At 65.8% G+C, this 26,997-nt stretch carries 23 protein-coding genes; 14 read left to right on the top strand and 9 right to left on the bottom strand.

The annotated features are described in order from the left end of the window. From EB231_RS15465 to EB231_RS15440, 6 genes are all read left to right on the top strand, one after another. Positions 1-1,551 carry a sugar ABC transporter ATP-binding protein gene (locus tag EB231_RS15465; RefSeq protein WP_172349567.1) on the top strand — a complete coding sequence of 517 codons (1,551 nt, stop codon included), beginning with the start codon at positions 1-3 and terminating at the stop codon, positions 1,549-1,551. Further along, positions 1,548-2,522: an ABC transporter permease gene (locus tag EB231_RS15460; protein ID WP_172349566.1), complete on the top strand. Its 975-nt coding sequence runs from the start codon at positions 1,548-1,550 to the stop codon at positions 2,520-2,522. The genes EB231_RS15465 and EB231_RS15460 overlap by 4 nt, the downstream gene beginning before the upstream one ends. Next, positions 2,519-3,571 carry an ABC transporter permease gene (locus EB231_RS15455; protein WP_172349565.1) on the top strand — a complete coding sequence of 351 codons (1,053 nt, stop codon included), beginning with the start codon at positions 2,519-2,521 and terminating at the stop codon, positions 3,569-3,571. The genes EB231_RS15460 and EB231_RS15455 overlap by 4 nt, the downstream gene beginning before the upstream one ends. A 418-nt stretch (positions 3,572-3,989) precedes the next feature. Beyond that, positions 3,990-5,036: an aromatic ring-hydroxylating oxygenase subunit alpha gene (locus EB231_RS15450; RefSeq protein ID WP_172349564.1), complete on the top strand. Its 1,047-nt coding sequence runs from the start codon at positions 3,990-3,992 to the stop codon at positions 5,034-5,036. A gap of 130 nt (positions 5,037-5,166) precedes the next feature. Continuing rightward, entirely contained in the window at positions 5,167-5,919 is a 753-nt protein-coding gene (locus tag EB231_RS15445) for an ABC transporter ATP-binding protein (protein WP_172349563.1), read from the top strand. Continuing rightward, entirely contained in the window at positions 5,916-7,454 is a 1,539-nt protein-coding gene (locus EB231_RS15440) for a permease (protein ID WP_172349562.1), read from the top strand. The genes EB231_RS15445 and EB231_RS15440 overlap by 4 nt, the downstream gene beginning before the upstream one ends. A gap of 651 nt (positions 7,455-8,105) precedes the next feature. On the opposite strand, the gene EB231_RS34945 is transcribed toward EB231_RS15440, so the two are convergent. The 3 genes from EB231_RS34945 to EB231_RS15430 all read right to left on the bottom strand — a co-directional run bounded on the left by EB231_RS34945 (position 8,106) and on the right by EB231_RS15430 (position 11,207). Continuing rightward, entirely contained in the window at positions 8,106-8,264 is a 159-nt protein-coding gene (locus EB231_RS34945) for a hypothetical protein (RefSeq protein WP_206681923.1), read from the bottom strand. A 39-nt stretch (positions 8,265-8,303) separates the two neighbouring features. Then, entirely contained in the window at positions 8,304-10,154 is a 1,851-nt protein-coding gene (locus EB231_RS15435; protein WP_246740966.1) for an SLC13 family permease, read from the bottom strand. A 165-nt stretch (positions 10,155-10,319) separates the two neighbouring features. Further along, on the bottom strand, positions 10,320-11,207 hold the full coding sequence (locus EB231_RS15430; RefSeq protein WP_172349561.1) for a transglutaminase family protein: 888 nt from the start codon (positions 11,205-11,207) through the stop codon (positions 10,320-10,322). Positions 11,208-11,483: 276 nt separating this feature from the next. On the opposite strand from EB231_RS15430, the gene EB231_RS15425 reads away from it, so the two are divergent. Then, on the top strand, positions 11,484-12,506 hold the full coding sequence (locus EB231_RS15425; protein ID WP_172352925.1) for an aminopeptidase: 1,023 nt from the start codon (positions 11,484-11,486) through the stop codon (positions 12,504-12,506). Between the two features lie 78 nt (positions 12,507-12,584). Here EB231_RS15425 and EB231_RS15420 read toward each other — a convergent pair whose 3' ends face one another. Further along, the gene (locus EB231_RS15420; protein WP_172349560.1) at positions 12,585-14,129 is read right to left on the bottom strand and encodes an alpha/beta hydrolase; all 1,545 of its coding nucleotides are present in this window, start codon (positions 14,127-14,129) and stop codon (positions 12,585-12,587) included. A gap of 190 nt (positions 14,130-14,319) precedes the next feature. On the opposite strand from EB231_RS15420, the gene EB231_RS15415 reads away from it, so the two are divergent. Beyond that, positions 14,320-14,955, top strand: coding sequence for a class I SAM-dependent methyltransferase (locus EB231_RS15415; RefSeq protein WP_172349559.1), 636 nt, complete (start codon positions 14,320-14,322; stop codon positions 14,953-14,955). A 78-nt stretch (positions 14,956-15,033) separates the two neighbouring features. Here the strand turns inward: EB231_RS15415 and EB231_RS15410 are convergent, their stop codons facing one another. Then, positions 15,034-16,536 carry an ATP-binding protein gene (locus EB231_RS15410; RefSeq protein ID WP_172349558.1) on the bottom strand — a complete coding sequence of 501 codons (1,503 nt, stop codon included), beginning with the start codon at positions 16,534-16,536 and terminating at the stop codon, positions 15,034-15,036. A gap of 397 nt (positions 16,537-16,933) precedes the next feature. Between EB231_RS15410 and EB231_RS15405 the strand changes: the two genes are divergently transcribed. Then, complete coding sequence (locus EB231_RS15405; protein ID WP_172349557.1) at positions 16,934-19,507, top strand: caspase family protein; 2,574 nt, start codon at positions 16,934-16,936, stop codon at positions 19,505-19,507. Positions 19,508-19,570: 63 nt separating this feature from the next. Here the strand turns inward: EB231_RS15405 and EB231_RS15400 are convergent, their stop codons facing one another. Then, complete coding sequence (locus tag EB231_RS15400) at positions 19,571-20,212, bottom strand: glutathione S-transferase family protein (RefSeq protein ID WP_172352924.1); 642 nt, start codon at positions 20,210-20,212, stop codon at positions 19,571-19,573. Between the two features lie 175 nt (positions 20,213-20,387). Here EB231_RS15400 and EB231_RS15395 point away from each other — a divergent pair, with 175 nt between their 5' ends. From EB231_RS15395 to EB231_RS15375, 5 genes are all read left to right on the top strand, one after another. After that, the gene (locus EB231_RS15395; protein WP_172349556.1) at positions 20,388-20,696 is read left to right on the top strand and encodes a hypothetical protein; all 309 of its coding nucleotides are present in this window, start codon (positions 20,388-20,390) and stop codon (positions 20,694-20,696) included. A gap of 54 nt (positions 20,697-20,750) precedes the next feature. Beyond that, the gene (locus tag EB231_RS15390) at positions 20,751-21,758 is read left to right on the top strand and encodes a LacI family DNA-binding transcriptional regulator (protein WP_172352923.1); all 1,008 of its coding nucleotides are present in this window, start codon (positions 20,751-20,753) and stop codon (positions 21,756-21,758) included. Between the two features lie 74 nt (positions 21,759-21,832). Then, on the top strand, positions 21,833-22,624 hold the full coding sequence (locus EB231_RS15385; protein WP_172349555.1) for a 3-methyl-2-oxobutanoate hydroxymethyltransferase: 792 nt from the start codon (positions 21,833-21,835) through the stop codon (positions 22,622-22,624). A 22-nt stretch (positions 22,625-22,646) separates the two neighbouring features. Continuing rightward, on the top strand, positions 22,647-23,651 hold the full coding sequence (locus tag EB231_RS15380; RefSeq protein ID WP_172349554.1) for a sterol desaturase family protein: 1,005 nt from the start codon (positions 22,647-22,649) through the stop codon (positions 23,649-23,651). A gap of 74 nt (positions 23,652-23,725) precedes the next feature. After that, complete coding sequence (locus tag EB231_RS15375) at positions 23,726-24,043, top strand: MocE family 2Fe-2S type ferredoxin (protein ID WP_172349553.1); 318 nt, start codon at positions 23,726-23,728, stop codon at positions 24,041-24,043. Position 24,044: 1 nt separating this feature from the next. On the opposite strand, the gene EB231_RS15370 is transcribed toward EB231_RS15375, so the two are convergent. The 3 genes from EB231_RS15370 to EB231_RS15360 all read right to left on the bottom strand — a co-directional run bounded on the left by EB231_RS15370 (position 24,045) and on the right by EB231_RS15360 (position 26,960). After that, on the bottom strand, positions 24,045-24,875 hold the full coding sequence (locus tag EB231_RS15370; RefSeq protein ID WP_172349552.1) for an aldo/keto reductase: 831 nt from the start codon (positions 24,873-24,875) through the stop codon (positions 24,045-24,047). 142 nt (positions 24,876-25,017) lie between these two features. Then, entirely contained in the window at positions 25,018-25,650 is a 633-nt protein-coding gene (locus EB231_RS15365; RefSeq protein ID WP_172349551.1) for a Vgb family protein, read from the bottom strand. 89 nt (positions 25,651-25,739) lie between these two features. Beyond that, entirely contained in the window at positions 25,740-26,960 is a 1,221-nt protein-coding gene (locus tag EB231_RS15360) for a helix-turn-helix domain-containing protein (protein WP_172349550.1), read from the bottom strand. Between the last annotated feature and the right edge of the window lie 37 nt (positions 26,961-26,997).

The raw sequence follows: 26,997 nt of genomic DNA, 5'->3' as shown, positions 1-26,997 counted from the left end.
TTGACCACCAGCCCCCTCCTCGACGCGTCAGGCGTCGCCAAGAATTACGGCGCGGTCGCGGCACTGCGCAACGCGTCGCTCTCCGTGCTGCCGGGCGAGGTGCATGCGCTGATGGGCGCCAATGGCGCCGGCAAGTCGACGCTGGTGAAGATCCTGACCGGCGCCATATCGGCCAATGCCGGGCGCATCCTGATCCGGGGCGAGGCGCGCGACATACGCTCGCCCGCCGCCGCCCGCCGCGCCGGGCTGCTGCCGGTCTACCAGGAGCCGTCGCTGATCCCCGATCTCGACGTTCTGTCCAATCTGCGGCTCACCGGCACGCCGGTCGAGCCGTTCCGCGCCTGGGTGCGCGAGCTCGGCATAGCCGACCTCGACCTGCGCGACACCGCGCGCGACATTCCGCTGGCCGTGCTGCGCGTGCTTGACCTTGCCCGCGCGCTGGCCGTCGAGCCCGATGTGCTGCTGCTCGACGAGATGACGGCCGCACTCCCCGCCAACCTCGCCGAAAAGGTGCTCGAAGTGGTGCGCCGCCAGGGCGACGCCGGCCGCGCCGTGATCTTCATCTCGCACCGCTTCGTCGAGATATCGGCGCTCTGCGACCGCGCCACCGTGCTGCGCGACGGCGAGACCGTCGGCGTCGTCGACATCGTGCCCGGCGTCGAGGAAAAGATCGTCGAGCTGATGCTCGGCACCCGCATCGTCAAGACCCATGTCGCCGCCCGCAGTGCCGCCGAGAAGGCCGCGCCCGCCCCTGCCCGGCCGCGCATTGCCGTGAAAAACCTGCGCGTCGGCACCAAGCTCAACGACGTCTCCTTCGATCTCGGGGATGGCGAGGTCGCCGGCGTGGTGGCTTTGGAAGGCCAGGGCCAGGATGAATTGTTTTCCGCCCTTGCCGGCTCGATCCGGCCTTCCGGCGGCACGATCGAGGTCGATGGCCACCCGGTGAAATTTTCGCATCCGATCGACGCCATCCGATCGGGCATCGCCTATGTGCCGGGCGACCGTTCCGAGGCGCTCGCCATGCAGCGTTCGGTGCGTGAAAACATCGCGCTGCCCTTCAGCGCCGCGCTGCGCAACTGGGGGCCCATTCCCATGCGCCGCGAGCGCGCGAAGGTGCTCAGCGCCATCGAGCGGCTGCAGATCGACACCCGCGCGCAAGGCGAGGTGCAGCGCCTGTCGGGCGGCAACCAGCAGAAGGTGACCATTGCCCGCTGGATCGCGGCGGACGCCCGCACCATCCTGTGCTTCGACCCGACGCGCGGCATCGATGTCGGCACCAAGCAGGAGATCTACAAGCTGCTGCGCGAGCTTGCCGGCCACGGCAAGTCGGTGCTGTTCTACACCTCCGAACTCGAAGAGGTGCAGCGCGTCTGCGACCGCGTCATCGTCATCTTCGGCGGCCGCCTGGTCGACATCTTCCCGGTCGAGGAGGCCGACGAGCCGGCGCTGATGCGCGCCGCCTACGGCCTGCCGCGCGGCGCCAAGGCCGATGTCGGCATCCTGGCGGCCCCCACTGCCAACGCCTCCGATGCGCCGGAGGCAAAGCCATGAACCATTTCCTGCGCCGCCAGGGCTGGGTCATCGGCCTGTTCGCCCTCCTCGTCGTCCTGTTCATTGCCACCAAGATCATCCAGCCCGGCTATGGCAGCGGCGATTTCGGCTCGCTGGCGCGGGCCGTGCTGCCCTACGCTTTCGCCGTCGCCGCGCAGACGGTGGTGGTCATCGCTGGCGGCATCGACCTCTCCGTCGCCGCCATGATGGCGCTGACCAGCGTCACCGCCGCCTCGATGATGGCGGGTGCGTCGGAAGAATACGCGCTGTTCGTCGTGCCTTTCGTGCTGGCCATGGGTTTTGTCCTCGGCGCGCTCAACGGCGTCCTGATCGTCGTCACCCGCGTGCCCGACATCGTCGTCACGCTCGCCATGCTGTTCGTGCTGCAGGGCGCGGCCCTTCTGGTGCTCGACGCGCCGGGCGGTGCCGCGGCCGAATGGCTGAAGGCGCTGATCTCCGGCACCGTGCCGATACCGGGCCTGCCCGACGCCATCGACGCCTGGCTGCCCAAGGCGCTGCTGGTGCTCATCGTCTGCCTCGCCATCATCTGGATACCGCTGCGGCGCTCGCGCCTTGGCCTCTCCATCTACGCCATCGGCTCCAGCGAGCTGGCCGCGTTCCGCTCAGGCGTACCGGTCAAGCGCACCCGCATCATCGCCTATGCGCTGTCGGGCCTGTTCGCCGCCTTTGGCGGGCTGGCGCTGACCATGAGCACCGGCATCGGCGCGCCCATCCCCGGCCCCTATCTCCTGGCCAGCGTCGCCGCCGTGGTGCTGGGCGGCGTGGCGCTCGGCGGCGGCAAGGGCGGCCTGCTCGGCCCGATCATCGCCGTCTTCGTGCTGCGCCTGGTGCGCACGGATCTCACCTTGCTCGCCATCGACCCCAACGTCACCGCCATCATCGAAGGCCTGATCATGGTCGCCGTGGTGATGTTCGGAGCGTTCATCACCATGCGGAGCCGGCAACAATGAGCAACGCCGCGACTGTTCCCCAAACCGTCCCCTTCGGCCGCCGCCTGAAGCGCTTCATGGCCGACCGGCCGCTGGTGCCGCTGATCATCCTGCTCGTCATCCTGGTGGTGATCCTGCAGATCCTGCGCCCCGGCATCGTCAACGAGCGCTGGATCGCCAACACCATCAAGTTCGCCATTCCGCTGGCGATCCTGGCCGGCTGCCAGACCATGACCATGCTGACCGGCGGCATTGATCTCTCGGTCGGCACGGTGGCGACGATGAGCGCCTTCATCATGGCGACGCAAATCGTCAACCAGGACCCGACCATCGCCTTCCTGCTGGCGATGATGCCGGCGGTGCTGATCGGCCTCGTCAACGGCATCGGCGTCGGCGTCTTCCGCGTCCACCCGCTGATCATGACGCTGGGCACCAGCCTGATCGGCACCGGCTGCCTGCAGGTCTACCAGCGCACGGTGATCGCGTCGGGCGCCAAGATCCCCGACTTCCTGGCCTGGCTCGGCACAGGCGTCACCCGCCTGCCGGACGCATGGGTGCCTTCGGAGGCGGCGCGCCAGTGGTTGACCGACGCCGGCATCGGTTTCAGCTTCCCCAACGCGCTTCTGCTCTACGTGCCGCTGGCGACCCTGATCGTCTTCACGCTGGCCCGCACCGGCTTCGGCCGCCTGCTCTACGCCGTCGGCGACAATGAGCGCGCGACCCGCCTGTCGGGCGTGCAATACTGGCAGGTCATCACCGCGCTCTACATCACATCCAGCGTGCTCGCCGGCATCACCGGCCTGCTCTATATCGGCCTGATCAAGGCTCCGTCGCTCTCGCTCGCCGAACCCCTGGTCCTACCCTCGGTCGCCGCCGCCGTCATCGGCGGCACCTCCATCTTCGGCGGCCGCGGCGGCTACACCGGCACCATCATCGGCGCCCTGATCCTGACCGTGCTGACGACGCTGCTGACGATTTTGCAGATGCCGGAGGGGGCAAGGCGAATTCTGTTCGGGCTGATCGTGCTGTTCGTGACGGCGGCTTATTTGCGGATTGTGGAGGAAAGGTAGGGGAACGGCTCACTTTGGGCCGTATCCTGACGGTCTGCTTCTAGGAAGCGCTCGTCGGTAAGCTGCCGTTCGAGCTCACAGTCATCGGGCAAAGTTTGCCTCGTCAGTTGACGACCCCATCCTCGTCGTTCGCGAGCGAACCGCACCATTGTGATACCGGCAGTTCATCAGGCGGACGACGAACTGGGCTCGAGGTCGGTCTGGAACCTGTGCTGCGGTTAAGGCAGACGACGTGTTGATCGCGGTCGACAACTAGGTCGGCGAATTGGAAATGAACCGCAACTCCAGCAAATCTGCGTTAGAGCAAAATTGCACGCCGGCTTACAGGCTGTGCGCGGCAGAGCCAATTCCCTTGCGATGTCGCCCCGCTTACGACAGGATTGCCGCAACTTGAGGTTAACCTATGACGCCAGACACCTTGCGGCCCGACCACCTGCCACTCGACGCTCCGCCCGTGCAATACCTGAACCTGGACCCTTCGCTTTATGTCCGCGATGATATCTGGCAGCAGGAACGGCGCGACATCTTCGCGCGCACCTGGCAGTTCATGGGGCCTGCCGCCTCGGTCGCGACATCAGGTCAATATCTTGCCATCGACATCGCCGGCACGCCGGTCTTCGCCATCCGGGGCCGGGACGGGACCTTGCGCGGATTTAAGAACGTCTGCCGCCACCGGGGGGCGAAACTTCTGGCCGATGGCGCGGGCAAATGTGGGCTGATCGTTTGTCCCTATCACAAATGGTCCTTTGCCGACACCGGACGGCTGGTGCAGGCCCCATGGTATGGCAAGGATCCCGCGATCATCGCCGAAGACTGGCCGCTGGAGACGGTGCAGTTGTCCGAATGGCGCGGGCTGCTCTTCGCGGCACTGGACCCGAAGGAAAGTCTTCTGGATCAACTTGGCTCTCTGCCCGCCGAACTGGCGGATGAGCCGTTGGAAACCTATGCCGCCACCGATCAGGCCACTGTCAGCTTTGCGGCGAACTGGAAGATCTACACCGACAATTTCGTCGAAGGCTACCACATCCCTGGCACGCATCCCTCGTTCTACGCTGCCATCGACTTCGAAGCTTTCCAGACCACCGCCCATCCCGGTTATGTCCGGATGACCGCACCGCCGAAAGACGGTCTGTTCTATCGCGGCAAATGGCTTTGGATGTGGCCGAACTGGACGCTGTCGCTTTTCGACGGCGGCATGAACGTTAGCCGGATCAACCCGACCTCACCGCATCACACGGACCAGCACTACCATTTCTTCTTTGCCGACACCTCTGCAGAAGCATCCGAGAGCAGGGCGAAATCCGTGCAAGGCACCCTGGCCGTGGTACGCGAGGACTATACCATCTGCGCCGATACGCATCGCAACTATGCCGCGGGGGCCTATAGCTCCGGCCCGCTCTCGGGGCGGCATGAGCGGGGAGTGCAGTATTTCCAGGAACGGGTCGCTGCGGCACTGGGGCTGTGACCGCCCCTGGCGTGCGCGGGGTCGGATTACCGTTCGTTAACCAATGGGACACGGTGGCTCACGTGCAGGTGCGGCCTTCACCCCTAGGAAACCGTTGCCGGGCTACCAACTCCATCCATTGGAGATCGCCATGGCCGCTGAGACGACGACTGCGAACGCGCTTGAAATTCGTGGGCTCTACAAAAGCTTCGACAAGCCTGCGGTGGCTGGCCTCGACCTGACCGTCAGGGCGGGAGAGTTTTACGGCCTTCTTGGCCCAAATGGCGCCGGAAAGACAACGACGCTGCGCATGGTAGCGGGGCTGCTGCAACCGGATGCGGGAACGATCACCATTGCAGGTCGCGACGCGCTCCGAAGCCCCATCGAAGCCAAACGCATCATTGCCTGGATATCGGACGAACCGATGATCTACGACAAGCTCACGCCATTCGAATATCTCGAATTCGTCGCCGGTCTGTGGAGCGTCAAGGCAAGCACGGCACAGGAACGGGCAAGGCAGCTGTTCGATCTGCTGGACTTGACGCCGTATGCACACACGCATTGCAGCGGCTTTTCGAAAGGCATGCGACAGAAGGTGGCGTTGGCCGGAGCATTGGTCCATGACCCGGAAATCATCATCCTCGACGAGCCGCTGACCGGCCTTGATGCCGGCTCGGCGCGTCAGGTCAAGCGGGTGTTGCGCGAACGCGTCGATGCCGGCGCAACGGTCATAATGACGACGCACATTCTGGAAGTGGCCGAACGCATGGCTGAGCGCATCGGAGTCATTGCCAAGGGTAGGCTGATCGCCGAGGGCACTTTCGAGCAACTGCGGCGGCAGGCCGGCCATGGGGTGGGAACCCTAGAAGATACCTTCCTGGCTCTGGTGGCCGAAGCGGCATGAGCGCCCATCCCGCAACGATCGGTTGGCTAGCGGCACATGAATTGCGCCTCTCGTGGCGCGACTGGTTTTATCTCTTCACTGCAGGCAAGAAGGGGCGTTCGCGCGGGTTAGGCATACTCTTGATAGTCGGCGTGCTGCTCGCGCATGCCTTTGCTCTATTTGTGATTGGACGTTTCACCGCCGCCGATTTTCCCGTTTCGCGCGCCAACTATCTACTGCTGACCAGCGGTGTTCTGCTCTATTTCTTCCTGATGACCTCGCAGGCGATGGAGGCGGCGACCCGTGTGCTGTATGCCCGCGCCGATCTGGAATTGCTGCATTCATCCCCGGTGGCGCTGCGGCGGGTCTTTGTCGTGCGCCTGACGATGATCGCGATTTCGATCGCCACAATGGCGATGCTGATCGCATCGCCTTTCATCAACGTCTTGGCTTGGCGCCACGGAGCTCAATGGCTGGCCGCCTATGGCGTGGTGTTCGCGACGGGGTGCGTTGCAGCTACTTTGGCCATCACGCTAACGGCGTTTTTATTCAACGTCGTCGGCCCACGGCGCACGCGATTTGCCGCCCAGTTTGTGGCCGCAATCGTCGGCGCGCTGTTCGTCATATCTCTGCAGGTCATCGCTATCTTCACGACCGACACGCTCTCGCAACTGGCGGTCTTGCGGGACGAGTGGGTAATCGCGCTTTCGCCGCCCGAGGACAGCCTGGTGTGGTGGCCGGCGCGGGCCGTGCTTGGCGACGGCGTGAGGCTGGCCTGGGTGCTTGGCTGTGCGGTGGCTTTGGCCGCCGCCGCTATTGCAGTTTTCTCATGGCGTTTCGTGCGCTACACGGCGCTCACCGCCAACATTGGCGAAAGCGGTTTGATCCGCCAAGGCAAGGCAGCGTCGTTTCGTCTGACGTCGCCGGGACACGCCTTGCGTTCAAAGGAATGGACATTGTTGCTTCGCGATCCTTGGCTCATATCGCAAAGCCTGATGCAACTGCTTTACATGCTGCCACCCGCGATATTGCTGTGGAAGAGTTATGGCCACGGCACGGACGCTCTGGTTCTGATCATCCCCGTGCTGGTGATGGCATCCGGGCAGTTGGCCGGCGGCCTGGCCTGGCTTGCCATTTCCGGTGAGGATGCACCCGATCTGGTGGCAACCGCGCCGGTCACCGCGACAAGCATCATACGCGCAAAGGTCGAGGCGGTTTTGCGCGCAATCATAGTCGTCGTCGCCCCATTCGTCCTGGCTTTCGCATTGGTTTCGACGCGACACGCGCTGGTTCTGGCAGCCGGCTCGGCACTGGCCGCGATCTCGGCGACGATGATCCAGCTTTGGTTCCGCGCGCAGGCGCGGCGTGCCCAATTTCATCGTCGCCAGACCTCCTCGCGGATCGCTACATTCGCCGAAGGGTTTTCGTCGGTCGGCTGGGCAGGCACAGCCGCCCTCTACGCTGGTGGCATTACAGCGGCCAGCGTCGTTGCCGGGATTCTGACCGTACTGACGCTGGTGGTAGCTTATTTTGCCGCGCCAAAAGCGACGGGATAGGTAAATCCGAGTTGTCTCCGACAATCATCTTCGTCCAAAGTCCGACTCCAGCAATCGCACTCAATGACCGCTTGCGGAAAATGGAAAAGCTGACTTCAACGGCTTACATGAGGCGCAAAGCGGACCTTGAATTAGCGTGGGCGCGCGACGCCTCGGCCCACAACACCCTTATTTAAGTCCGACCCTGGGCTTGCTTCTTGCTGTTAAGCAAGCATCGGCTGATGGCCAACTTCGCCCCGCCTCTCAACCACCCCGCACCATCCGCCCAATCCAGCCCCCCGCTGCTCCCCCACCCAGAACCAGTGATCCTCCCCCTCCACCTCGACAAACCGCGCCCCTGCTATCCTTGCCGCCAGATACCGCCCGGCCTCAGCCCTCACCGCCCGGTCACCCTTGCGGTGGAGCACCAGCGTCTTGGCCGAGACTTTGACAGCAACGGCCGCACATCGGCGTCGCGCAGCGCTTGCAGCAGGCCGACGACCGCGCCGGGCTGGAGGCGGCTCTAAGCAGGCCGGCCCACCAGGCGCGCGCTGGCGGTAGGAGGCGACGCCTAGAGCAATTCCAGGAAAAGTGTGTAACGGTTTTCCGTCCGGAATTGCGTAAAAACAAATAGTTAGAGCGGTTCTGCGATTCCGTGAACGCTGAACCGCTCTAGCGCGAAGGTTTCGATTTCGGCCGGGGCGCCCCAGTCGGCGAGCAGGAACCCCACAGAACGAGGCCGCTCAGCCGGTCGGAGTGGTCGACGGCAAAGCGGATGCAGTCCGGCCCCTCTAAGGCGCCGACCAGCAGCGCGCCGGCTGCCGGCGGCATCCCTCACGAACCCGCTTCCAGATTCTGCCCCGCTCCACCTCAAAAAGGCAGCAGCAACGGGACCAGGATCACGCTCACGATCAGGACGATGAAGGAGAAGGGAACGCCGATGCGGACGAAATCCCCGAACGAGTAGCGTCCCGGCGCGACCACCAGCGTATTCACGGGCGAGGAAACCGGCGTCATGAAGGCTGTCGAGGCCGCCAGCGCGACGGTCATGGCGAATGGATAGGGGGACACACCCAATTCGTGGGCCACGGCAAGGGCGACCGGAGCCATCAGCACCGCGGTTGCCGTGTTCGAGATAAACATGCCCAGGGCGGCCGTGATGGCGAAGAGCATGGCAAGGACAATGCTGTTTCCCGCCCCGGCGGTGAGCGTCTTCAGGCCTTCCGCCGCCAGGTCGACGCCGCCGGTTCGCTCCAGGGCGACGGAAAACGGCAGCATGCCGACGATCAGGATGATCGTCTTCCAGTCGATCGATCGATAGGCGCTCGCGAAGTCGACGCAGCCGAGCACGCCCATGAGCAGGCAGCCGATGAGCGCCGCCTGCACATTCGGCACGATGCCGCTGACCATCAGGCCGATGACGAAAAGCAGACAAATCACCGCGTGCAATGACTTTCCGGGGACCGGAAGCCGTTCCTCGATCTCGACGGGCAATTTGATGACGACCAGATCCTTCGTATCGGTCCGATACCGCTCGATTTCCTTCCAGGATCCGATCACCAGCAACGTATCACCGGTCCTGAGTCTCTCGGCCAGGAGATTGTCCGTGTGCGGGCCGTCGCCGCGGTTCAGGCCGACGGCCGTCAACCCGAACCGGGTCCGCAGCTCGGCCTCCACCACCGTCTTGCCGATGAGTTCCGACGTCGGCGGCACGATGGTCTCCGCCATGCCGATCTCTTGTGATCGATCCGCGAAATAGCCGCCGCTCAATGGCAGGTCTTCCAGGGCCATCCGCGCCCGGAGCTCGTCGAATTGACCGCCGGGAGCCGTCAGGTCGATCAGGAGAATGTCGCCGGCCTGCAACTCCGTGTTGACGGTGGGCCTGAGAATTTCCTTTCGGAACTTGTGACTGCGCTCGATCGCCAGGATGTTGGCGCCCGATGTGCTTGGCAGGTCCAACTGCTCCAGATTCTGTCCGACCAGGGGAGAGCGGTCTGAAATCTTCACCCGCCGCTCTCGATGAGCGAGCTTGTATTCGTCCACCCAGGCCCCGAACGTCGCCTGTTGGGATGCTTTCGGCTCGTTTTCGCCAGGCAGCCAGCGTCGGGCAAAGATCATGTACACGATCGCAAGACCAAGAACCGGAAGGCCGAACGGCGTGAAACTGAAGAAGCCGAAGCCTGGCACACCGTGCCGCTCGAGCTCGCTGTTGACGACAAGGTTGGGCGCGGTGGCCACGAGGGTCATCATGCCGCTGATGAGGGCAGCGAAGCTGAGCGGCATCATCAGCCGTCCCGGGCCAATGCCGGTGCTTTGCGAAATACGCAGGACGACGGGAATGAAAATCGCGGTTACCGCCGTCGAACTCATCGTCGCCCCGAGCGAGCAGACGACCAGCATGAGGAGCACGGTCAGCCGGAGCTCGCTTGAGCCCGCTGTTGCAATGAGCCAGTCGCCGAGCTGCTGAGCGACACCCGTGCGCACCAATCCGTCGCCGATGACAAAAAGGGCCGCGATGAGGACGATGTTCGGATCGCTGAAGCCCGCCAGCGCCTCTCCCATCGACAGCACGCCGGTAAAAGGCAGCGCCACCAGCATGATAAGCGCGACGGCGTCCAGCCTTGGCTTGTTGACCGCGAACATGACAATCGCGGAGACCAGTAGAGCGAGGACAAGCCCGAGTTCTGCATTCATTTTGCATCCCCGTTCAATGGCAGCCAACCCGCGCGGGCGATTTCCTCAATTGAAGGCATCTTGGCTCGTTGTTGGCGGTCGGCGGCGGAATGGAAGGCGTTCGGTCGGTCGAAGGCTATCCGAGAGTCGGGATTCCCACCAGCAAGGCTTTGCACCGACACCAGGGGAAGACTGCCTTCAAGGACAGATGCTTCAGCGTATCGGAACCGCGGAGACCGATACGTCGACATGCATGCCAGTCGGATCTGCGGCGCTGCCGACAAAGCCTCCCGAGATTGGAAGGGCCTGCGAGGCTTCGCGGGTCACCCCCACGCGGATCAGGTTGGCGCCCGCGACCAGCCCGTTGGTCGGGTCGTACTCGACCCAGCCGGCGCCCGGAAGATAGACACCGCACCAGGCGTGCGTACTGCCGCCTCCGCGCGTCGTGCCGGAGGTGTCGTCGTAGAGGTACCCGGTGACGAAGCGGGTGGCCAGGCCGAAGCTTCGCAGCGCCTCCATCATCAGGACAGCGAAGTCGCGGCAGGTACCGGTGCCGAGCTCGATTGTCTGGGCGGCTGTCTGCGTGCCTTCCTCATGGCGGGCGCCGTAGCGGAACTGCCGCTGGATGGCGCGAGTCATCGCCTCCAACACCTTCAACGTGTCCGTGCCGCCGGCCTCGGCGACCGCGCGTCGCGCCCAGGCCTCGACCTTGCGGTCCGCGTCCGGCATTTGCAGTTCGGCCAGACGCCCCAGATCAGCGGTTTCGCTCTGGTCGTAGGAGAGCGGGAATTTCTCGGCCGCGGGCTCAAGGCTGTATTGCGGCAGCGGCGGGCCTTCGGGATGATGCGTCAAATCCAGCGTCGAGACGATGCTCAGGCGCTTGGTCCTGAGCGTTTCGGGCCATTCGACGAAACAGATGGAATTGTCGAATGTGTCGTGCTTCCAGTGGATGGAGGCTGGCTCCGGCTCAATCCTCAGATCGGCCTGATGCAGTCTCAAATCGTGGCTGTCGTCGGGCCGCACCATCAGCCGGTGACGCAGGAGGCCGACCGGATTGCGGTAGGTGTACTCGGTCGTATGGACAATCTTGATTCGGGCCATTTGGCGTCCGTCCCGGCTTCCGAATGGTTTGTTCGGCTTCTGATCCCTGCGTACAGCTATTTCGCGGCATGGCCAAGGCGACCGACCGGAAGCAAGGGATAAGGGGCGCCTATATCCGGTTCATTCCCTGGCGCAACCGAGGCCGCCTGCCCCCCAGCTCTTGACGAAAACCGGTGCGCCTGTTTGAGACACTAGGGCAAATGGGGCAATCGCTCCATGGGGAGATGAGCAGGGCAAGCTGTGAAGCGCTTTTTTCGATTGCTTGCCGCTGTGGCCATGGTCTCCGGGGTGGCCGGGTGCACCAGCGTTTCCTACTACGCGCAGTCGCTGGAAGGCCATGCGCGGATCATGGCGGCGCGCAAGAATGTCGGAAGGCTCATCCACGACCCCTCGACGCCGGAGGCATTGCGCGCGAAGTTGACGTCGGCGAGCGCCATACGTCGCTTTGCCACGGATGAGCTGGCGCTGCCCGACAACAGCAGCTATCGAAGCTATGTCGACATCGGCCGGGACAATGTGACCTTTGCGGTTTTTGCCGCGCCGCAATTCTCGCTCACACCCATAACATGGTGCTTTCCGGTCTTCGGCTGCGTTCCGTACCGGGGTTACTTTTCCCCGAAATCAGCGGCTGAAAGCGCCGGCGACCTGCAGCGGAAGGGGCTGGACGTCTACGTCTCGGGCATCACCGCCTATTCCACGCTGGGCTGGTTCAGCGACCCGCTGCTCAGCACCATGCTGCGTCAGGACGACACCTATATTGCGGGCCTTATCTTCCATGAGCTGGCGCATCAGAAAATCTATGTGAACAACGACTCCGCGTTCAACGAGGCTTTCGCGGTCGCCGTCGAAACCAGCGGCGTGAGGAAATGGCTGCGGGTCACCGGCAATCGCGCCGGATTGCGCCGCTACGAAGCCGGCCGCAAGCGCAGTGCGGATTTTCTCGGACTCATCGCGCAAACGCGCGACGAGTTGCGGCAGGTCTACGGAAGTCCCCGCGCCCCGCAACAGATGGCTGCCGCCAAGACAGCCGTGATCGACAGGCTGCGGGTGCGCTACCGGCAAATGCGTGACGGGCGCTGGGCCGGATACCGCGGATACGACGCCTGGTTCAACAGCCCCATCAACAACGCAAAGCTCGCCGCGACGTCCGTCTACGGCGAACAGGTCCCGGCGTTCCTTCGCCTGCATGATTTGTGCTCCGGCGACTATCCAAGGTTCTATGCGTCCGTTCGGCGGATCGCGGCCTTGCCCGAGCCTTCCCGTGCGCAGGCACTGAGGACCGCGACGACGTGTAATTGACGTCGCGGCGGCCGGCCTCGCAAGCGCGGCCCCGACCAATGCCTGATATGGCCGACGCGCGCGGAAGCGGGCCTGCCCTCACCGTGCGCCCGCCATCGCCGCGATCGTCTCCAGCAGTTGCCGCTGCTCCCCCACCCAGAACCAGTGATCCTCCCCCTCCACCTCGACAAACCGGGCTCCCGCGATCCGCGCCGCCAGGTATCGCCCGGCCTCGATGCGCACGGCGTGGTCGCCGGTGCGGTGCAGCACCAGCGTCCTGGCCGAGACTTTTGACAGCAGCGGCCGCACATCGGCATCGCGCAGCGCCTGCAGCAGGCCCGCCACCGCGCCGGGGCTGGAGGCGGCCCTGAGCAGGCCGGCCCACCAGGCGCGCGCCTGGCGATCCTGGGCAACACTCGGCGCGAAGGTCTCGATTTCCGCCGGGCCGCCCCAGCCCGCGAGCAGGCGCCCCTGCCACAGATCGTATTGCGCCGATGTCAGCGCGAAGGGGTAGTCGGGCGCGTGGCTGCCCTTGGCGAGCGAGCCCCACAGAACCAGGCCGGTCAGCCGGTCGGGGTGGTCGACGGCGAAGCGGATGCAGCCCGGGCCGCCCTCCGAGGCGCCGACCAGCAAGGCTTTGCGGCTGCCGGCCGCGTTCATCACCGCCAGAATGTCGCGCGCCGTCGCCTCGACGGTCGGGCGGGCGCCGACGCGGTCGGACAGGCCCATGCCGCGCCGGTCGAACAGGATCAGGCGGCCGAGCCGCGACACCGCGCTGAGCCAGGCGCGGCAGCTCCTGTCCTCCCAGATGCGCTCGACATGCGAGATGAAGCCCGGCACCAGCACGATATCGGCCGGGCCGTTGCCGACGGTCTGGTAGGCGATATGGATGCCGTCCACCTCGACATAGCAGGTCCTGGGCATCTCCAGTTCGGGGTCGGGCGTCGGCGCGCGCAGCAGGGCGAGCGTGGCCGGGTCCGGCGCCACGCCGAGTTCGTCGCGCAGCAGCCGCATGCAGGTTTCGCCCTGGCGCTCGGCCGCCGCCCTGTCGCCCGCCGCCAGATGGGCGCGGATCAGGTGGCGGTGCGCGCTTTCGCTCAAGGGGTCGAGGGCGGCAAGCCGCGTCGCGTGGACTACAGCGCCGCGCGGTTCGCCCCCGGCGATCTTGGCTTCGACCAGCCGCTCCAGCGCCTGCACCAGCCGGCTGCGCAAGGCCTCGCGGCGAAAGAAAACCCATTCCTCGAATTCGGGACAATCCGGCAGCGAGAAACCGGCGAGATAGTCGCCGGTGTAGAGGTCGGCGGCATCGTCGAGAAGCCCGGCGTCGCAGGCGTGGTCGAAAGCCCGGGAGTCGGCCTCGACCGACAGCGCCGGGCGCAGGCTCAGCGATGCCGCGCTGGCGGATATGACTTCCTCGCCGAACGCGACGCGGATCTTGTAGAGCGTGCGCCGCAGGCGGGCGCGGGCGGCTTCCGCGTCGGCCTCGGGCCATAGCAGCGTGGCGGCGACGTCGCGCGCCACCGGCCCGCCGGCCTCGGCGAGGTAGATGACCAGCGCCGCCGCCTTGCGCAAGGCAAGCTCTATCGGCCGCCCGTTCAGCCGGAACTCCGGAAAACCCAGAAGTCTGAGTTGTATCAGCTCCATCGATCCGCACGCGGCCGGGCAAGGGTTTTCAGAGGACGTTGAGGGGACGCCGGCCTTCTATCCCCGGTTTCGAGCCGATCCGGCCCGATCAACTCCCTTGGAGCGAGAAATGTCACCGGTCAATACATCAAGCCATCGCAAGTCAGAACCGCTAGCCGGCGCCCCTGCCGCCGGGCATGGAGGCTGAACCATGTGCCAGACCTGCCTTTCCTGGTACGCGCGCTGCGTCGCCCCTTACTTCGTCCACGCCGGCTGTTCGGCCGGCGCCTTTTCGCATATGCGCAAGCGCGTCATCCCGCGGGCGCAAGGCGTCGTCGTCGAGGTTGGCTTCGGGTCCGGCCTCAACCTTCCCTATTACGACCCCGCCAAAGTGGAATGGCTGATCGGCGTCGATCCCGACGGCACGATGCTCGGCCTTGCCGGACCCAGGAGCCGTGGCTTGCCATTCCGGGTCGAGTGCCTGCGGGCGAGCGGCGAAAGCCTGCCACTGGCCGATGGCCTCGCCGACACGGTCGTCGTCACCTATGCTTTCTGCACCATTCCGGACCCAGAGGCGGCGCTCGGCGAAATCCGGCGCATCCTGAAGCCGACGGGGCGACTGATCTTCATCGAGCACGGCCAGGCCGAGGGGCCGCGTTGCCGCCGGTGGCAGGAGCGCCTGAACCGGCTGTGGGGATCGATCGCCGGCGGCTGCCACCTCAACCGCGATCCGTTGCGCCTGATCGGCGCCGCCGGCTTCCGCCTCATCGAAGTGCAGCACGGGCGCTTTCCCCTGCCCCTGTGGCAATTGGGCAGCCATCACGCCGGCATTGCGGCCGCAGGCTGACCAGTATTTGTCGACCACCCTCGCCAAAACCGGATGAGCGACCACGCTGCCTCAGGAGTTGACGCGTCATGGCTTCCCCTATAGCGCCAGGCTCCCCTGCTCCGCCTCCTCGGCATTGGGATCGCCCGGCGCCGTGGCCCAGGCGAGTTCGACCAGTGTCACGGTGCGCTTTCCCGTGCCGTCGATCTGGCAGACGATGAGGCCTTGCTCCTCGATATAGGTCAGGAGGCGCCGGGCGCGGCGCAGCGAGTGCGAGCCATAGGCGCGCGCGATCGCGGCGTCGCTCGGGCACGGCCAGCCCTCCTTGGCGGCACGCGCGATCATCATGAACACACCCTGCATGTCGTCGGGCAGCAGCGAGGCGCGGACGGAAACGTCCCGCCACGCGTCATCCTGCGTCGTCTCGGAGCCGAGGCCGGCGCGCGCGCGCGTCAGCATGCGGCGGAACTCCGGCAGATCCGGCACCACCGAGGCGAGGCCCTCGATACGGCAGCGTACCACGAATTCCTGGTAGAGCACCCCGATGACGCGGAAACCCGCGTCGGGTTGCGCGAGAATGGCGCGCAGCACGCGGTCGACCCGTTCGCGCCGATCGGCCAGATCCTCGGCGCTGATCTGCGGCTCCGGCGGTTCGGGGCGGATTTCGAGCGCCGCCGACTTCGCCGCCATCAGCTGGTCGAGCAGATCCGGCGACGCCACCCGGCGCGGCGCGCGCACCGTCTCGGGCGGCGGCGCCGCCAGGATGATCGCGCGGGCGTCCTCAAGCGCTGCCTCCGGCATCGCCATCAGCCGCGGCGTGCCGTTGCGCGGGCTGGTGTCGGTCGGCCCGATACGCAGGCCGAGCGGACGGCGCGACAGCGCGGGCCCCAGCGCCATGAACTGCCCGCGCTCCAGATCGCGAAAGGCTTCCGCCTGGCGCCGCTCCATGCCGAGCAGATCGGCGGCGCGCGCCATGTCGATGTCGAGGAAAGTCCGGCCCATGAGGAAATTCGACGCCTCGGCGGCGACATTCTTGGCGAGCTTGGCCAGACGCTGCGTGGCGATGATGCCGGCCAGCCCGCGCTTGCGGCCGCGGCACATCAGATTGGTCATGGCGCCGAGCGAAAGCTTGCGCGCCTCGTCGGAAACCTCGCCGGCCACCGCCGGCGCGAACAGTTGCGCCTCGTCCACCACCACCAGCATCGGGTACCAATGGTCACGGGCGACCTCGAACAACCCGCCGAGAAAGGCGGCGGCGCGCCGCATCTGGTTCTCCGCGTCGAGCCCTTCGAGGTTGAGCACGGTCGAGACGCGGTGGATGCGCGCCCGCTCGCCGGCCGCCTGCAGCCCGCGCTCGGTATGCTCCTCGGCATCGATCACCAGATGGCCGTAGCGCTCGCCGAGCGAGACGAAGTCGCCTTCGGGATCGATGATTGTCTGCTGCACCCAGGGCGCGCTCTGCTCCAGGAGGCGGCGCAAGAGATGCGACTTGCCGGAGCCGGAATTGCCCTGCACCAGAAGGCGGGTCGCCAGCAGTTCCTCGAGATCGAGGTTGGCTGGGGCGCCCGCCGTGGTGTGTCCCATCTCGATCGCAACGGTCATGTCTCGACTCAAAAAGGTCTCCTGCGCGGCATGGGGCTTACCAACCCAGGCGCTGCCCGTCGAGCACTGATGGCCGACTGCCCGGCGTTGCACACAGTTGCGAGAGACGGCGAAGGCCGGGCGAAGAGTGCGCCATCGCTTGGCCGGCCCCTGTGGATAGTAACCCCTCATTCACCATGGGCAGGCGTTCCGATTGAAGATGCCGGTCATCCGCCTAGCCTGACCCTGCATCGCGCCCCAACGGGATGCACCCAACGCCCCAAATGGCGGCCGGCGTCTTCAAGTCCCTTCGTGTATACGCCGGTCGCCAGTCTTTTCGCCAGTCGGCGGACCACCATTCGCCATTGAGCCGCCACTTTATGCCGGTTAGCATGGGCTGGGCTGATCGGGGTTGTGCATGGCGGGTTGGTGTCGCTTTGCTCTTTGCGCTGCATTGCTGCTGGCATTGCAGGCCGTTGTGCTGGCCTGGCCGGCACGGGCCGACGACGCCAAGCCGCTGCGCGGCGTGGCACTGGTCATCGGCGAATCCCAATACCGCTCCCTGCCCGCGCTTCCCAACCCGGCCAATGACGCGCGCGCTGTCGCCCAGCTTTTGACCAGCCTCGGCTTCGAGGTCAGCTCCATTCCCGACGGCGACGCGCCTCGCCTGGCGCGCGGCCTCAAGCATTTCGTCGAGGACGCCGCCGGCGCCGACGTCGCGCTGCTCTACTATTCCGGCCACGGCATCGAGGCCGGCGGCGAGAATTACCTGGTGCCGGTCGAAGCGGACGCCACTTCGCTGTCCGATCCGGCGAACCGGCTGGTGCCTGTCTCCGCTCTGCTGGCTGAGCTGAAGGCCAGCGTGCCGGTGGCAATCGTGCTGCTCGACGCCTGCCGCTCGAATCCATTTCCACCGGGTGCCAGGCTGACCGCCCCGTCCGGCCCGGCGACGGTCGCGGCCGCCGGACTAGACCTGGCGCGCGGCGCGGCGCCGCTGGCGGATGCATCCGGCGCGCCGCAGAGCCTCGGCGAGGTCATCGGCTTTGCCGCCGAGCCCGGCCACGCGGCGCTGGACGGCGAGCCCGGCGGCAACAGCCCCTATGCCGCGGCGCTCTTGAAACATCTGGCCGCCGGCGGCTTCGCCTTCGGCGACGTCATGACCATGGTCGCCGAGGAGGTCTATGTGAAGACCGGCGGCCGGCAACTGCCATGGACCAACGCCAGCCTGCGCCGCCTGCTCTATTTCGGCCAGGCACCGGAAGAGACCGGCAGCGACGAGGCCTCGATCCGCTCCGCGCGGCGCAAGCTATTGCTGACCATCGCCGCGACACCGGCTGAACAGCGCTCCATGGTCGAGACGGTGGCGGCGCAGAACGAGGTGCCTCTCGACCAGCTGTACGGCATGCTCGGCGCCTTGCAGGTCGATACGTCGGCCGGTCCCGCCGATTTGCGGGCGCAGCTTGCGGCGGGCGCACAGAAGTTGCGTGAGATCCTCGACCGGCACGACACCGAAACCAGGCAGGACCCGGAATTGATTCGGCTTTCCGGCCTTGCTGATCGCGCGCAGTCGGAAGGCGCGATCCGCCTCGCCTTGACCTTCCGGGCCAAGGCCAGCGCCCGCGCCGAGGAGATCGGCAAGGCGCTTGACGAGGCCGAGGCCGATATCAGGCAGCGCCGGCTGGAACTGGCCGACACCTTCGCCGACCATGCCCGCACCGCGATCCTCAACTTCGACTACCGCACCGCCGCGGCGCGCTACGAGGACGCCTTCCGGCAAGCCGAGCGCTGGGACCCGAAGACCGCCTTCATCTACAAGATCTTCGAAGCCGACGCGCTGACCGACCAGGGCATGATCAAGGGCGAGAACGCCGCGCTGTCGCAAGCCGTCGATGTCTACGAAGCGGCGAAGCTCCTGCCGGGCGTCACGGTCTTCACCGGCGGTCCGGCCGGCGTCGCCATCAATGAGGGCATCACCCTCACCGCGCTGGCCGAGCGCGAGAACGGCACGGCCCGTCTCGAGCAGGCGATCAAGGTCTATGAGGACGCCCTTGATTTCTTCACCCGCAAGCGCAAGCCGCAATTGTGGGCCACCGTGCTGATCAACCTCGGCAACGCCTACCACCTGATGGGCCAGCGCGCCGGCGGCATGGCCTATTATGCCAAGGCCATGGAGGCCTACCGCCAGGCAACCAAGGTCTACACGAGAAAGACCTATCCCGAAAAATGGGCGGGGCTGCAAAACAACATCGGCAACGCGTTCACCGCCCTTGGCGATGCCGCCGACCCCCAAAAGAATTACACTTCGGCGATCGAGGCCTATCATGCCGCGCTCACCGTCTGGACCCGCGACAAGGTGCCGATGCAATGGGCCATGGCACTGGGCAACCTCGCCGTCGCCTTGCAGAGGCTCGGCGACGTCGGCGGCGGCACCGAGAAGCTGGAAGCATCGCGGGCCGCCTTCGAGGACGTGCTCGCCTTCCGTGCTCGCGAAACCCAGCCCATGGACTGGGCCAACACGCAAAACAATCTCGGCTCGGTGCTGCTGTCGCTCGGCCAGCGCGGCAACTGCCCCGACTGTTTCGCGCAGGCGATCGCCGCCTTCGACAAGGCGCATGAGGTGATCACCCGGGAGGTTGACCCCTTCACCTGGGCAACCATCACCCACAATATGGGGAGGGCCTACCGCTTGATCGGCGACGCCGAGGCCAGCGTGCCAAGCTACCGCAAGGCGCTGGAACAGATGGATCTCGCGTTGACCGAGCTGACACGCGGCAAGTCGCCGATCATCTGGGGCAAGACCCATTCGGTGCGCGGCGAGATCCTGCTCGCCATCGGCACAAGGACGCATGACAGGGCCAGCCTGCTCGCCGCCCGTGACGCCTTCATCAGCGCGCGCGACATCTTCCGCGAGCAGCATTATGCCCCCGGTTTCGAGGGCTTCTACGAGAAGGAACTCGGCCTGGTGGAACAGCAGCTCGCCCAGGCGAAATGAGCATATCCGGTCGTGCGAAGCCTTCGTCCTCGCATCAGCTTGGTCGCCATTCCGCGCCGTGCCTCAGCCAGGCTGCACCGGCGGCAGCTGAGGTGCATCCAGACCTCTGAACGGATCGCGCCAGGGCTCGATGCCTTCAAGCCGGCGATACCACCCGGCAAGCACGGGATAATCACCGAGCGGCAGGCCGGCGACATCGTTGAAAGGCAGGAAAGTTGCCATGCGGAAGTCGGCATAGGAGACCCGATCCCCGACCAGCCATTGCTGGCCCGCAAGTGCGGCCTGAAGGATCGCCGCCGTCGAGTGGAACAGACTCAGCCCCTCCTCGACCAGCAGATGATCGATCGGGCCCAGATGATAGCGCTGCTTGGTGCCGCGCTCGAAATGCACCATGTCGCAGGCCCTGGCGAAATTCTCCTTGCCCCAGCTTATCCAGCGGATCATGTCGGGCTCGTCATCGCCGGTGCGCCAGAAATCCGACCCGACATCACGCGACAGACGGCAGGCGATGGCGTCGGTCTCCCACAGGCTGCCGCCCGGCCATGCCAGTATCGGGATGGAAAGATTGGGATTGAGCGGACGATACTTGTCGGCCTGCCCTGGCGCGAACGGTGAGGCGAATTCGAAAGTCACCCGCGCCTTGAGGTGACGCGCCACCGCGACCGCCAGGCGCGGATTGGGATTGCGGCTGAAATACAGTTTCATTTCGCCCGCGGCCGGCACCAGCTCGACCTTGTCACTCATGAATGCCTCTCCTTGTCCTGGCGAACATCGCCAGACCAAGGACGAAAGTGGACGGTGCAATCCGACAAAGTTTGGGTTGACCGGCCCCGATGGCGAGGCGACACTTCCTCTCGCACCAAAGGCAGGAGGAAATGCGATGGACGAGCCCGAACGGTGGCGCCACATGTCGACAGCGCCCAAGGACGGCAGCCGCATCCTGGTCACGGTCCGTCCCTCCGAGCAGGGACCGGCCGAAGTCGACCTCGCCTATTGGTCGCGCGGCGACCAGTTCGCCGGCGAAGGCTGGCGGGCGTCGGATTCCTCGCCCGGCCGCGTCGTCGAATACGCCGACCCCGAGCTGAAGTGCTGGATGCCCCTGCCCTCGGCCAACCTCAGCCGCGGCGGCTCGCTGCCGGCGCCCTGGGAGGGTGAGGATGCCCAGCAGTTGGATGGGTCGGGGATTTGAGGGTTCCCAGCAAGATATGATATCTCCCTGATCAAATCAGATCAGGAGCCCGCCATCACCAAGCCGACCTTCGCCGCTATTGCCCGCCGCGCCGGCGTCGGCACCGCGACGGTCGAGCGCGTTCTCAACGGCCGGGGCGGCGTGCGACCCGAGACGGTGGAGAAGGTGGTCACCGCCGCGCGCTCGCTCGATTATCCGCGCCGGCTTCCCGAGGCGCATCGCGGCATCATCCGCATCGAGGTCATCCTGGTGCGGCCGGACTCGACCTTTTTCTCCCGCCTGTCCCGTGCCTTCGAGCGCATCGCCGCCACACTCGACCGCACGGTCGCCGTGCACCGGACCTTCCTCGACGAAGGCGACGCCACGGCCATCGCCCGGCGCATCCGCGAGCCCGGCATGCGCCGTGGCGGGCTGATCCTGGCGGTGCCGGACGATCCGCTGATCCGTGCGGCGCTGGCCGAAGTCGAAGGGCAAGGCGTGCCGACGGTCCAGGTGGTGACCCGCATCGCGGGCTCGAAGGCCGATTATGTCGGCATCGACAATTACGCCGCCGGCCGCATGGCCGCGCAGTTGATGAGCCGCATGCAGATGGGCAGTGGTAGCATCGTCGCGCTCTGCCACAGCCAGATCTACCAGGTGCACCGCGACCGCATCCGCGGCTTTTCCGATTATCTTGCCGAGCACCCGCGCGCCGACCTCACCTTCGCCGAGGTGCTGTTTGGCCATGACGAAGGGCGCCGCAGCGCCGACCTTCTCGTCGATGTGCTGGGCCAGCGCCCCGATCTCGCCGGCTTCTACAACGCCGGCGGCGGCAACGGCTCGCTGAACGAGGTGCTGGCTCCCCATCCGCGCCGCCACGAGATTTTCTTCGTCGGCCATGAACTCACCGAGCGCAGCGGTGCTGCCCTGCGCGCGGGGACCATGGACGTCGTGCTCGACCAGGCGCCGGAAGCGCAAGCGCGCCGCGCCATCGATCTCATCCTGGCCCGGCTTGGCCTGCACGATCTGCCAATCGACAACCCGCCGATCCGCTTCATCACCTTCACCGCCGAGAACCTTTGATCTGATTTGATCAAGGAACAAGCGGCCTTCCGCCGGCCGCGATGCTACGCCTCTCGCAAATGGGAGGATCACTGGTGACCAGACGGCTGACGGTACACGACCTGCAAGGCGCCAAGGGCAGCAAGAAATGGCTGCAGTTGCATGTCGACACCCCGGCCGAGGCCGGCGCCGCCGTCGCCAGCGACATCGTCATCCTGTCCTGCGAACCCGACCACAATCTCGAAGCCATTCGCCAGGCAGCACCCTTCGCCTTCCTCTCCGTGGGGATGCCGCACGGCGCGGTCGCCTCGCCTGATGAGGCGGTGCGGCTCGGCTTCGCGATGATGAAGCGCGGCGCCGATGCGGTCTATTCATCGCATTCGCCGCGCTTCATCGAAGCCATGGCGGTCGAGGGCATTCCCGTCACCGGCCATGTCGGCCTGGTGCCCAACCGCGCCACCTGGACCAATTTCCGCGCCATCGGCAAATCAGCCGAAGAAGCGATCACGGTGCTGCGCGCCGCCAAGGATTTGGAGAATGCGGGCGCGGCCTGCATCGAGGTCGAGGTGGTGCCGGTCAGGCTTGCCGAGCACGTCACCCGCTCGACGCCGCTGATCACCATGGGCATGGGTTGCGGCAGCGCCTGCGACACGCAGTATCTGTTTTCCTCTGACGTGCTCGGCACTCATACCGGCCACTATCCGCGCCACGCCAGGCGCTACGCCGACTTCGTCACGCTGGAAGCCGAACTGCAGGAAAAGCGCATCGCCGCCTTCCGCGCCTTTGGTCGCGACGTGGCAGATGGCCTTTACCCCGAGGCCAGGCACCAGGTGGACATGGACGATGCCGCCTACGACCGCTTTCTCACCCTCTCCCAATCCTTGTGAACCAGCACCTTGTGAGGCCGCCATGGACGATCTGAAATACGGCACACGCAACAAGCGCGGCGACTGGGCGCCGAACGAGCCTGCCGGCACGGCGCCGCTCTTTACCTTCCCGCCGCAACCGCTGGCGTTCCTGAAATGGCTGCCGCACTATTTCCTGCCCTACAATCTCCTTTTCGCGCTCTCGGCGGTGGCCTGGTGGCACTTCGTGCTGCCCGATGTCGAGGTGATGAAGACGCTTGGCTGGGGCTGGATCCTGCGGCTGTTCCTCGTCAACTGCGCGGCATTGCTTGTGTTCTTCGGTGCCTTCGAACTCCGACTCTACATCTTGAGAAGCCAGGGCAACCGATTCAAATACAACGGCAAATGGCCGTCGGAGCAGAAGAGCAAGGCGTTCTTCTTCCAGAACCAGAACCTCGACAACATGCTGCGCACCTTCGGCACCGGCATGCCGATCTGGACGGCGATAGAGGTCGGCGTTCTCTACGCCTACGCCAATGGCTATGTGCCGTGGCTGACCTTCACTTCGCACCCGATCTACCTCTTCTGCCTGGCGCTGGCGGTGCCGATCATCCACGAGACGCATTTCTTCCTGCTGCACCGCGCGATCCACTGGCCGCCGCTCTACAAATGGGTGCATTCGGTGCACCACAATTCGGTCAACCCGTCGCCGTGGTCGTCGCTGGCGATGCACCCGGTCGAGCAGTTCGGCTACCTCGGCGTGGCGCTCTGGCACCTCGTCATTCCGTCCAACCCGATCCTGGCGCTCTACCAACTGAATTATGCCGGCTTCGGCGCCATTCCCGGCCATGTCGGCTTCGACAAGATCGAGCTGGGCGAGAAGGCCAGCGTCGATAGCCATGCCTATATCCACTACCTCCACCACAAATATTTCGAGGTGAACTACGGCGACGGTCTCATCCCGTTCGACCGATGGTTGGGCACTTTCCACGACGGCGGCAAGGAAGGTGAGGCCCGCATGCAGGCTCGCTACGAGAAGAAGAAGGCGCGCGCCAACGCCGCCAACTGACCCCGGCCCGACCAGGCAGCCAGTAGACGGCGCCAGCCGGCGCGCTCACATCATGCGACAAAGAAGGAAGCAACATGTCCAGTTGGATCAAGGCCTGCGGCCTCGACGACATCGAACAGGAAGGCGCGCGCCGTTTCGATCATGGCGGCCGGACCTACGCCATCTTCCGCTCGCCCGACGACGAAGTGTTCTGCACCGACGGGCTGTGCACCCATGAGGCGGTCCACCTCGCCGACGGGCTGGTGATGGACTACGAGGTCGAATGCCCCAAGCACGGCGGCGCCTTCGACTATCGCACCGGCGCAGCAAAACGCCTCCCGCCCTGCATCAATCTCAAGAGCTACGCAGCGCGCTTGGAAGGCGGCGCCGTGCTGGTCGATCTGCCGGACTAGCTCAAAACAGGAATGCCGCCGTGGCCGGGTTCGGTCCGTCGCGTCCATCGGCCGAATCCATGCCTGCGATCGTCTTCAGGTCCTGCTCGTCCAGCTCGAAATCGAAGACGTCGAAATTGGCCGCGATGCGATCCTGGTGGATCGACTTCGGGATGACGATCAAGCCCTCCTGAAGATGCCAGCGGATGATGGTCTGCGCGGCCGACTTGCCGTGCTTCCCCGCAATCCCGGCAATCGTCGGGTCGGTGAGCAGCCGGCCGCTGCCCAGCGGGCTCCAGCTTTCGGCGTGGATGCCGTAGCGGGCATGGAAATGCCTGAGCTCGCGCTGCTGGAAACGGGGATGCAGTTCGATCTGGTTGACCACGGGAACTACGCTGGTCTCGCCGATAATGCGCTCCAGATGATCCTGGTTGAAATTCGAGACACCGATCGACTTGATCCGCCCCGCCTGCTTCAATTCGACAAGCGTCTTCCAGGCCTCGACATATTTGTCCTGGCTGGGTACCGGCCAGTGGATCAGGAACAGGTCGAGCTGCTCGATGCCGAGCTTCTTCATCGTATCGTCGAAAGCGCGAAGGGCCGCATCGCGCTGATGCGCGCCGTTGCGCAGTTTCGAGGTGATGAAGAGCTCGCTTCTCGGCACGCCGGCGGCGCGGATCGCCTCGCCGACGCCCTCCTCGTTCTGGTAGCCCTCGGCAGTGTCGATCAGCCGGTAGCCGGCCTTGATCGCCCAGCCCACCACATCAGCCGTAATGTCACGATCGACCTGCCAGACGCCAAGGCCAAGCTGGGGAATGGTGGCGCCGTCGTTCAGCGTGATCTGTTCGGGCATGGTCGGTTCCTTTGCGAAGAGATGTCCGGGCGGTCGCCCAACGCAGCCTATCTAGGCGCGCACTGGGGCGACGGCCAGTCACCAGTGGACAAATTCGCAAAGGCGGGCTGCCAGGCCTGATGCCCCTGTCAGGAGAACCGTCTCATTTCGGCCGACGCACCGCCCGCACCACCCCAGAGGATGTGCTGCCGCAGAAGAGGCGGTCGCCGCCATCGGATTCCAGCCCCGAGACGCCGATACCATCAGGCATGTCGAGCCTCTCCAGGACCTTGCCGGTCTGTGGGTCGACGCGGCGCAGATCGCTCTCGTCGCCTTCCCAGGTGGCATGCCACAGCTCGCCGTCCACCCACGTCACCCCGGTGACGAAGCGGTTGGATTCGATCGTGCGCAGGATTTGTCCGGTCTCGGGATCGATCTGGTGGATCTTGCGTTCCCGGTACTGCCCCACCCAAAGCGTGCCTTCGGCCCAGGTCAACCCGGAATCGCGGCCGCCGCCCGGCGCCGGGATCGTGGCGACCACCTTGCCTGTATCGGGATCGATCTTCTGGATGCGATCATTGGCGAGCTGGAAGAAATGCTGCCCGTCATAGGCGGTGCCGGCATGCGCCGCGACGTCGATCGAACGCAGCGCCTGCCCGCTTTCCGGATCGAAGGCGTTCAGCCTGTCGCCCGAGGCGAACCAGACGTTCTCGCCGTCGAAGCTCACCCCATGCACCCGCTCCACCCCGGAAAAGGGTCCGTATTCGCGCAGGATTTCGGCCGCTGAATGTTTCATGTCTTGATCCTCATGGTCGTCATCCAAGGTGTCGAAATCCGGGTCAGGCCGCCATTTGCAGGCCGGCCTCACCTGAATATCGCCACACCTTAGCCGTTCGGCAGCGGCGCCGGGAGTAACAAGGTGGTCGTGAATCCGGCCACTGGCGGCGTCATCCAGCGACGCGCCCGGCCATGGCCGAAGGACTGTACCTTGCCGGCGTCGGCAAGCGGCTCGAGCGCCCGCTGCACGCTGCGCTGGCCAGTGCCGAGCGCCAGCGCCAGCGCCGAGCTCGACCAGGCCTCGCCGTCGGCGAGCAAGGCCAGCACCGCCGCGTGCCGTTCCTCGATCGGCCGCGCCAGCACCATCACCGCGCGCCCCTCGCGCGGCGCCAGCGTGAAGCCGCGCTTGGTGGCGCTGATATCCGTCAGCGCGGCAAGCTCGGCGCGCAGCCGGCCGATCTCGACGCGCAGGCGCGCGCGGTGCGATTCATCGGCGTGCTTGCCGCCGAAGGCCCGCGCCACGAGATCCTCGCGCGATACATCCCCGGGCCACGCCTGGCCAAGCGCACGCGCCAGCGCGAACAGCACCGGCCGGCTCGCCAGCGAGACGGTGCTGGCGCCGGCGCGCACGACATGGCGAATGGCGTCGATGACCAGCGCCGGCGATGCCTGCAGCGCCTCGACCTCTTCGAGCAGCAGCGGCCGCTCCGCACCTTGCGTGATCAGCCGCGCCGCCGGTGTTTCGAGCGCCAGCGATGCGCTGGCGACCTCCGCCATGAGGCCTGGAATACCGGCCTGGCGGGCGGCGTTGCGTGCCCATTCCAGCGCCGCGCGCGCCGGCCGGATCCTGAGGCGCCGCATGGCGATGCCGGCGACAGCGAGCTCATGGGCGGCCCTCGCGGCCGGCGGCAGCGGCGTCGGGTCAAGCCCCGCCAGCACATGTTCGGCCTCGTCGAGGCGGCCGATCAGCAACAGGCGCCGAACCTTGAGTTGGCCGGCATGCGCCGCGTTCAGCCGGTCGCCATGCTTCTCCAGAGCGGTCCGCGCCGCGTCGAGCGCCTTGGCGGGCCAGCCCAGATCGCGCGAGACCAGCGCGATCTCGGCCTCGGCGACGACGCATCTGGCGCGCGCGACGGCTTCTTTCGGGCTGAACGCGCGGGCCGCGCGCCGCAACAAAAGCTTGGCGCGGTCGAAGTCGCCGAGCTGCGCCATGGCGATGCCGCGCAGCGCCAGGGCCGGCGCGTCCTCGCGCAGGGCGACGCGGTCGAGCGCGCCGAGCGGATCGCCCGCCGCCAGCGCAAGTGCCGCCGCCGTGATCAGCGAGTCCATTCAAATCCCGTCACACTTGTAACTCCCACCTTCGCGA

Origin of the sequence: Mesorhizobium sp. NZP2298 (genome assembly GCF_013170825.1) — a bacterium.
In the GTDB taxonomy this organism is placed as follows: Bacteria; Pseudomonadota; Alphaproteobacteria; order Rhizobiales; family Rhizobiaceae; genus Mesorhizobium.
The sequence above is the reverse complement of the archived record's forward strand: the minus strand, read 5'-3'. Positions and strand labels throughout refer to the sequence as shown.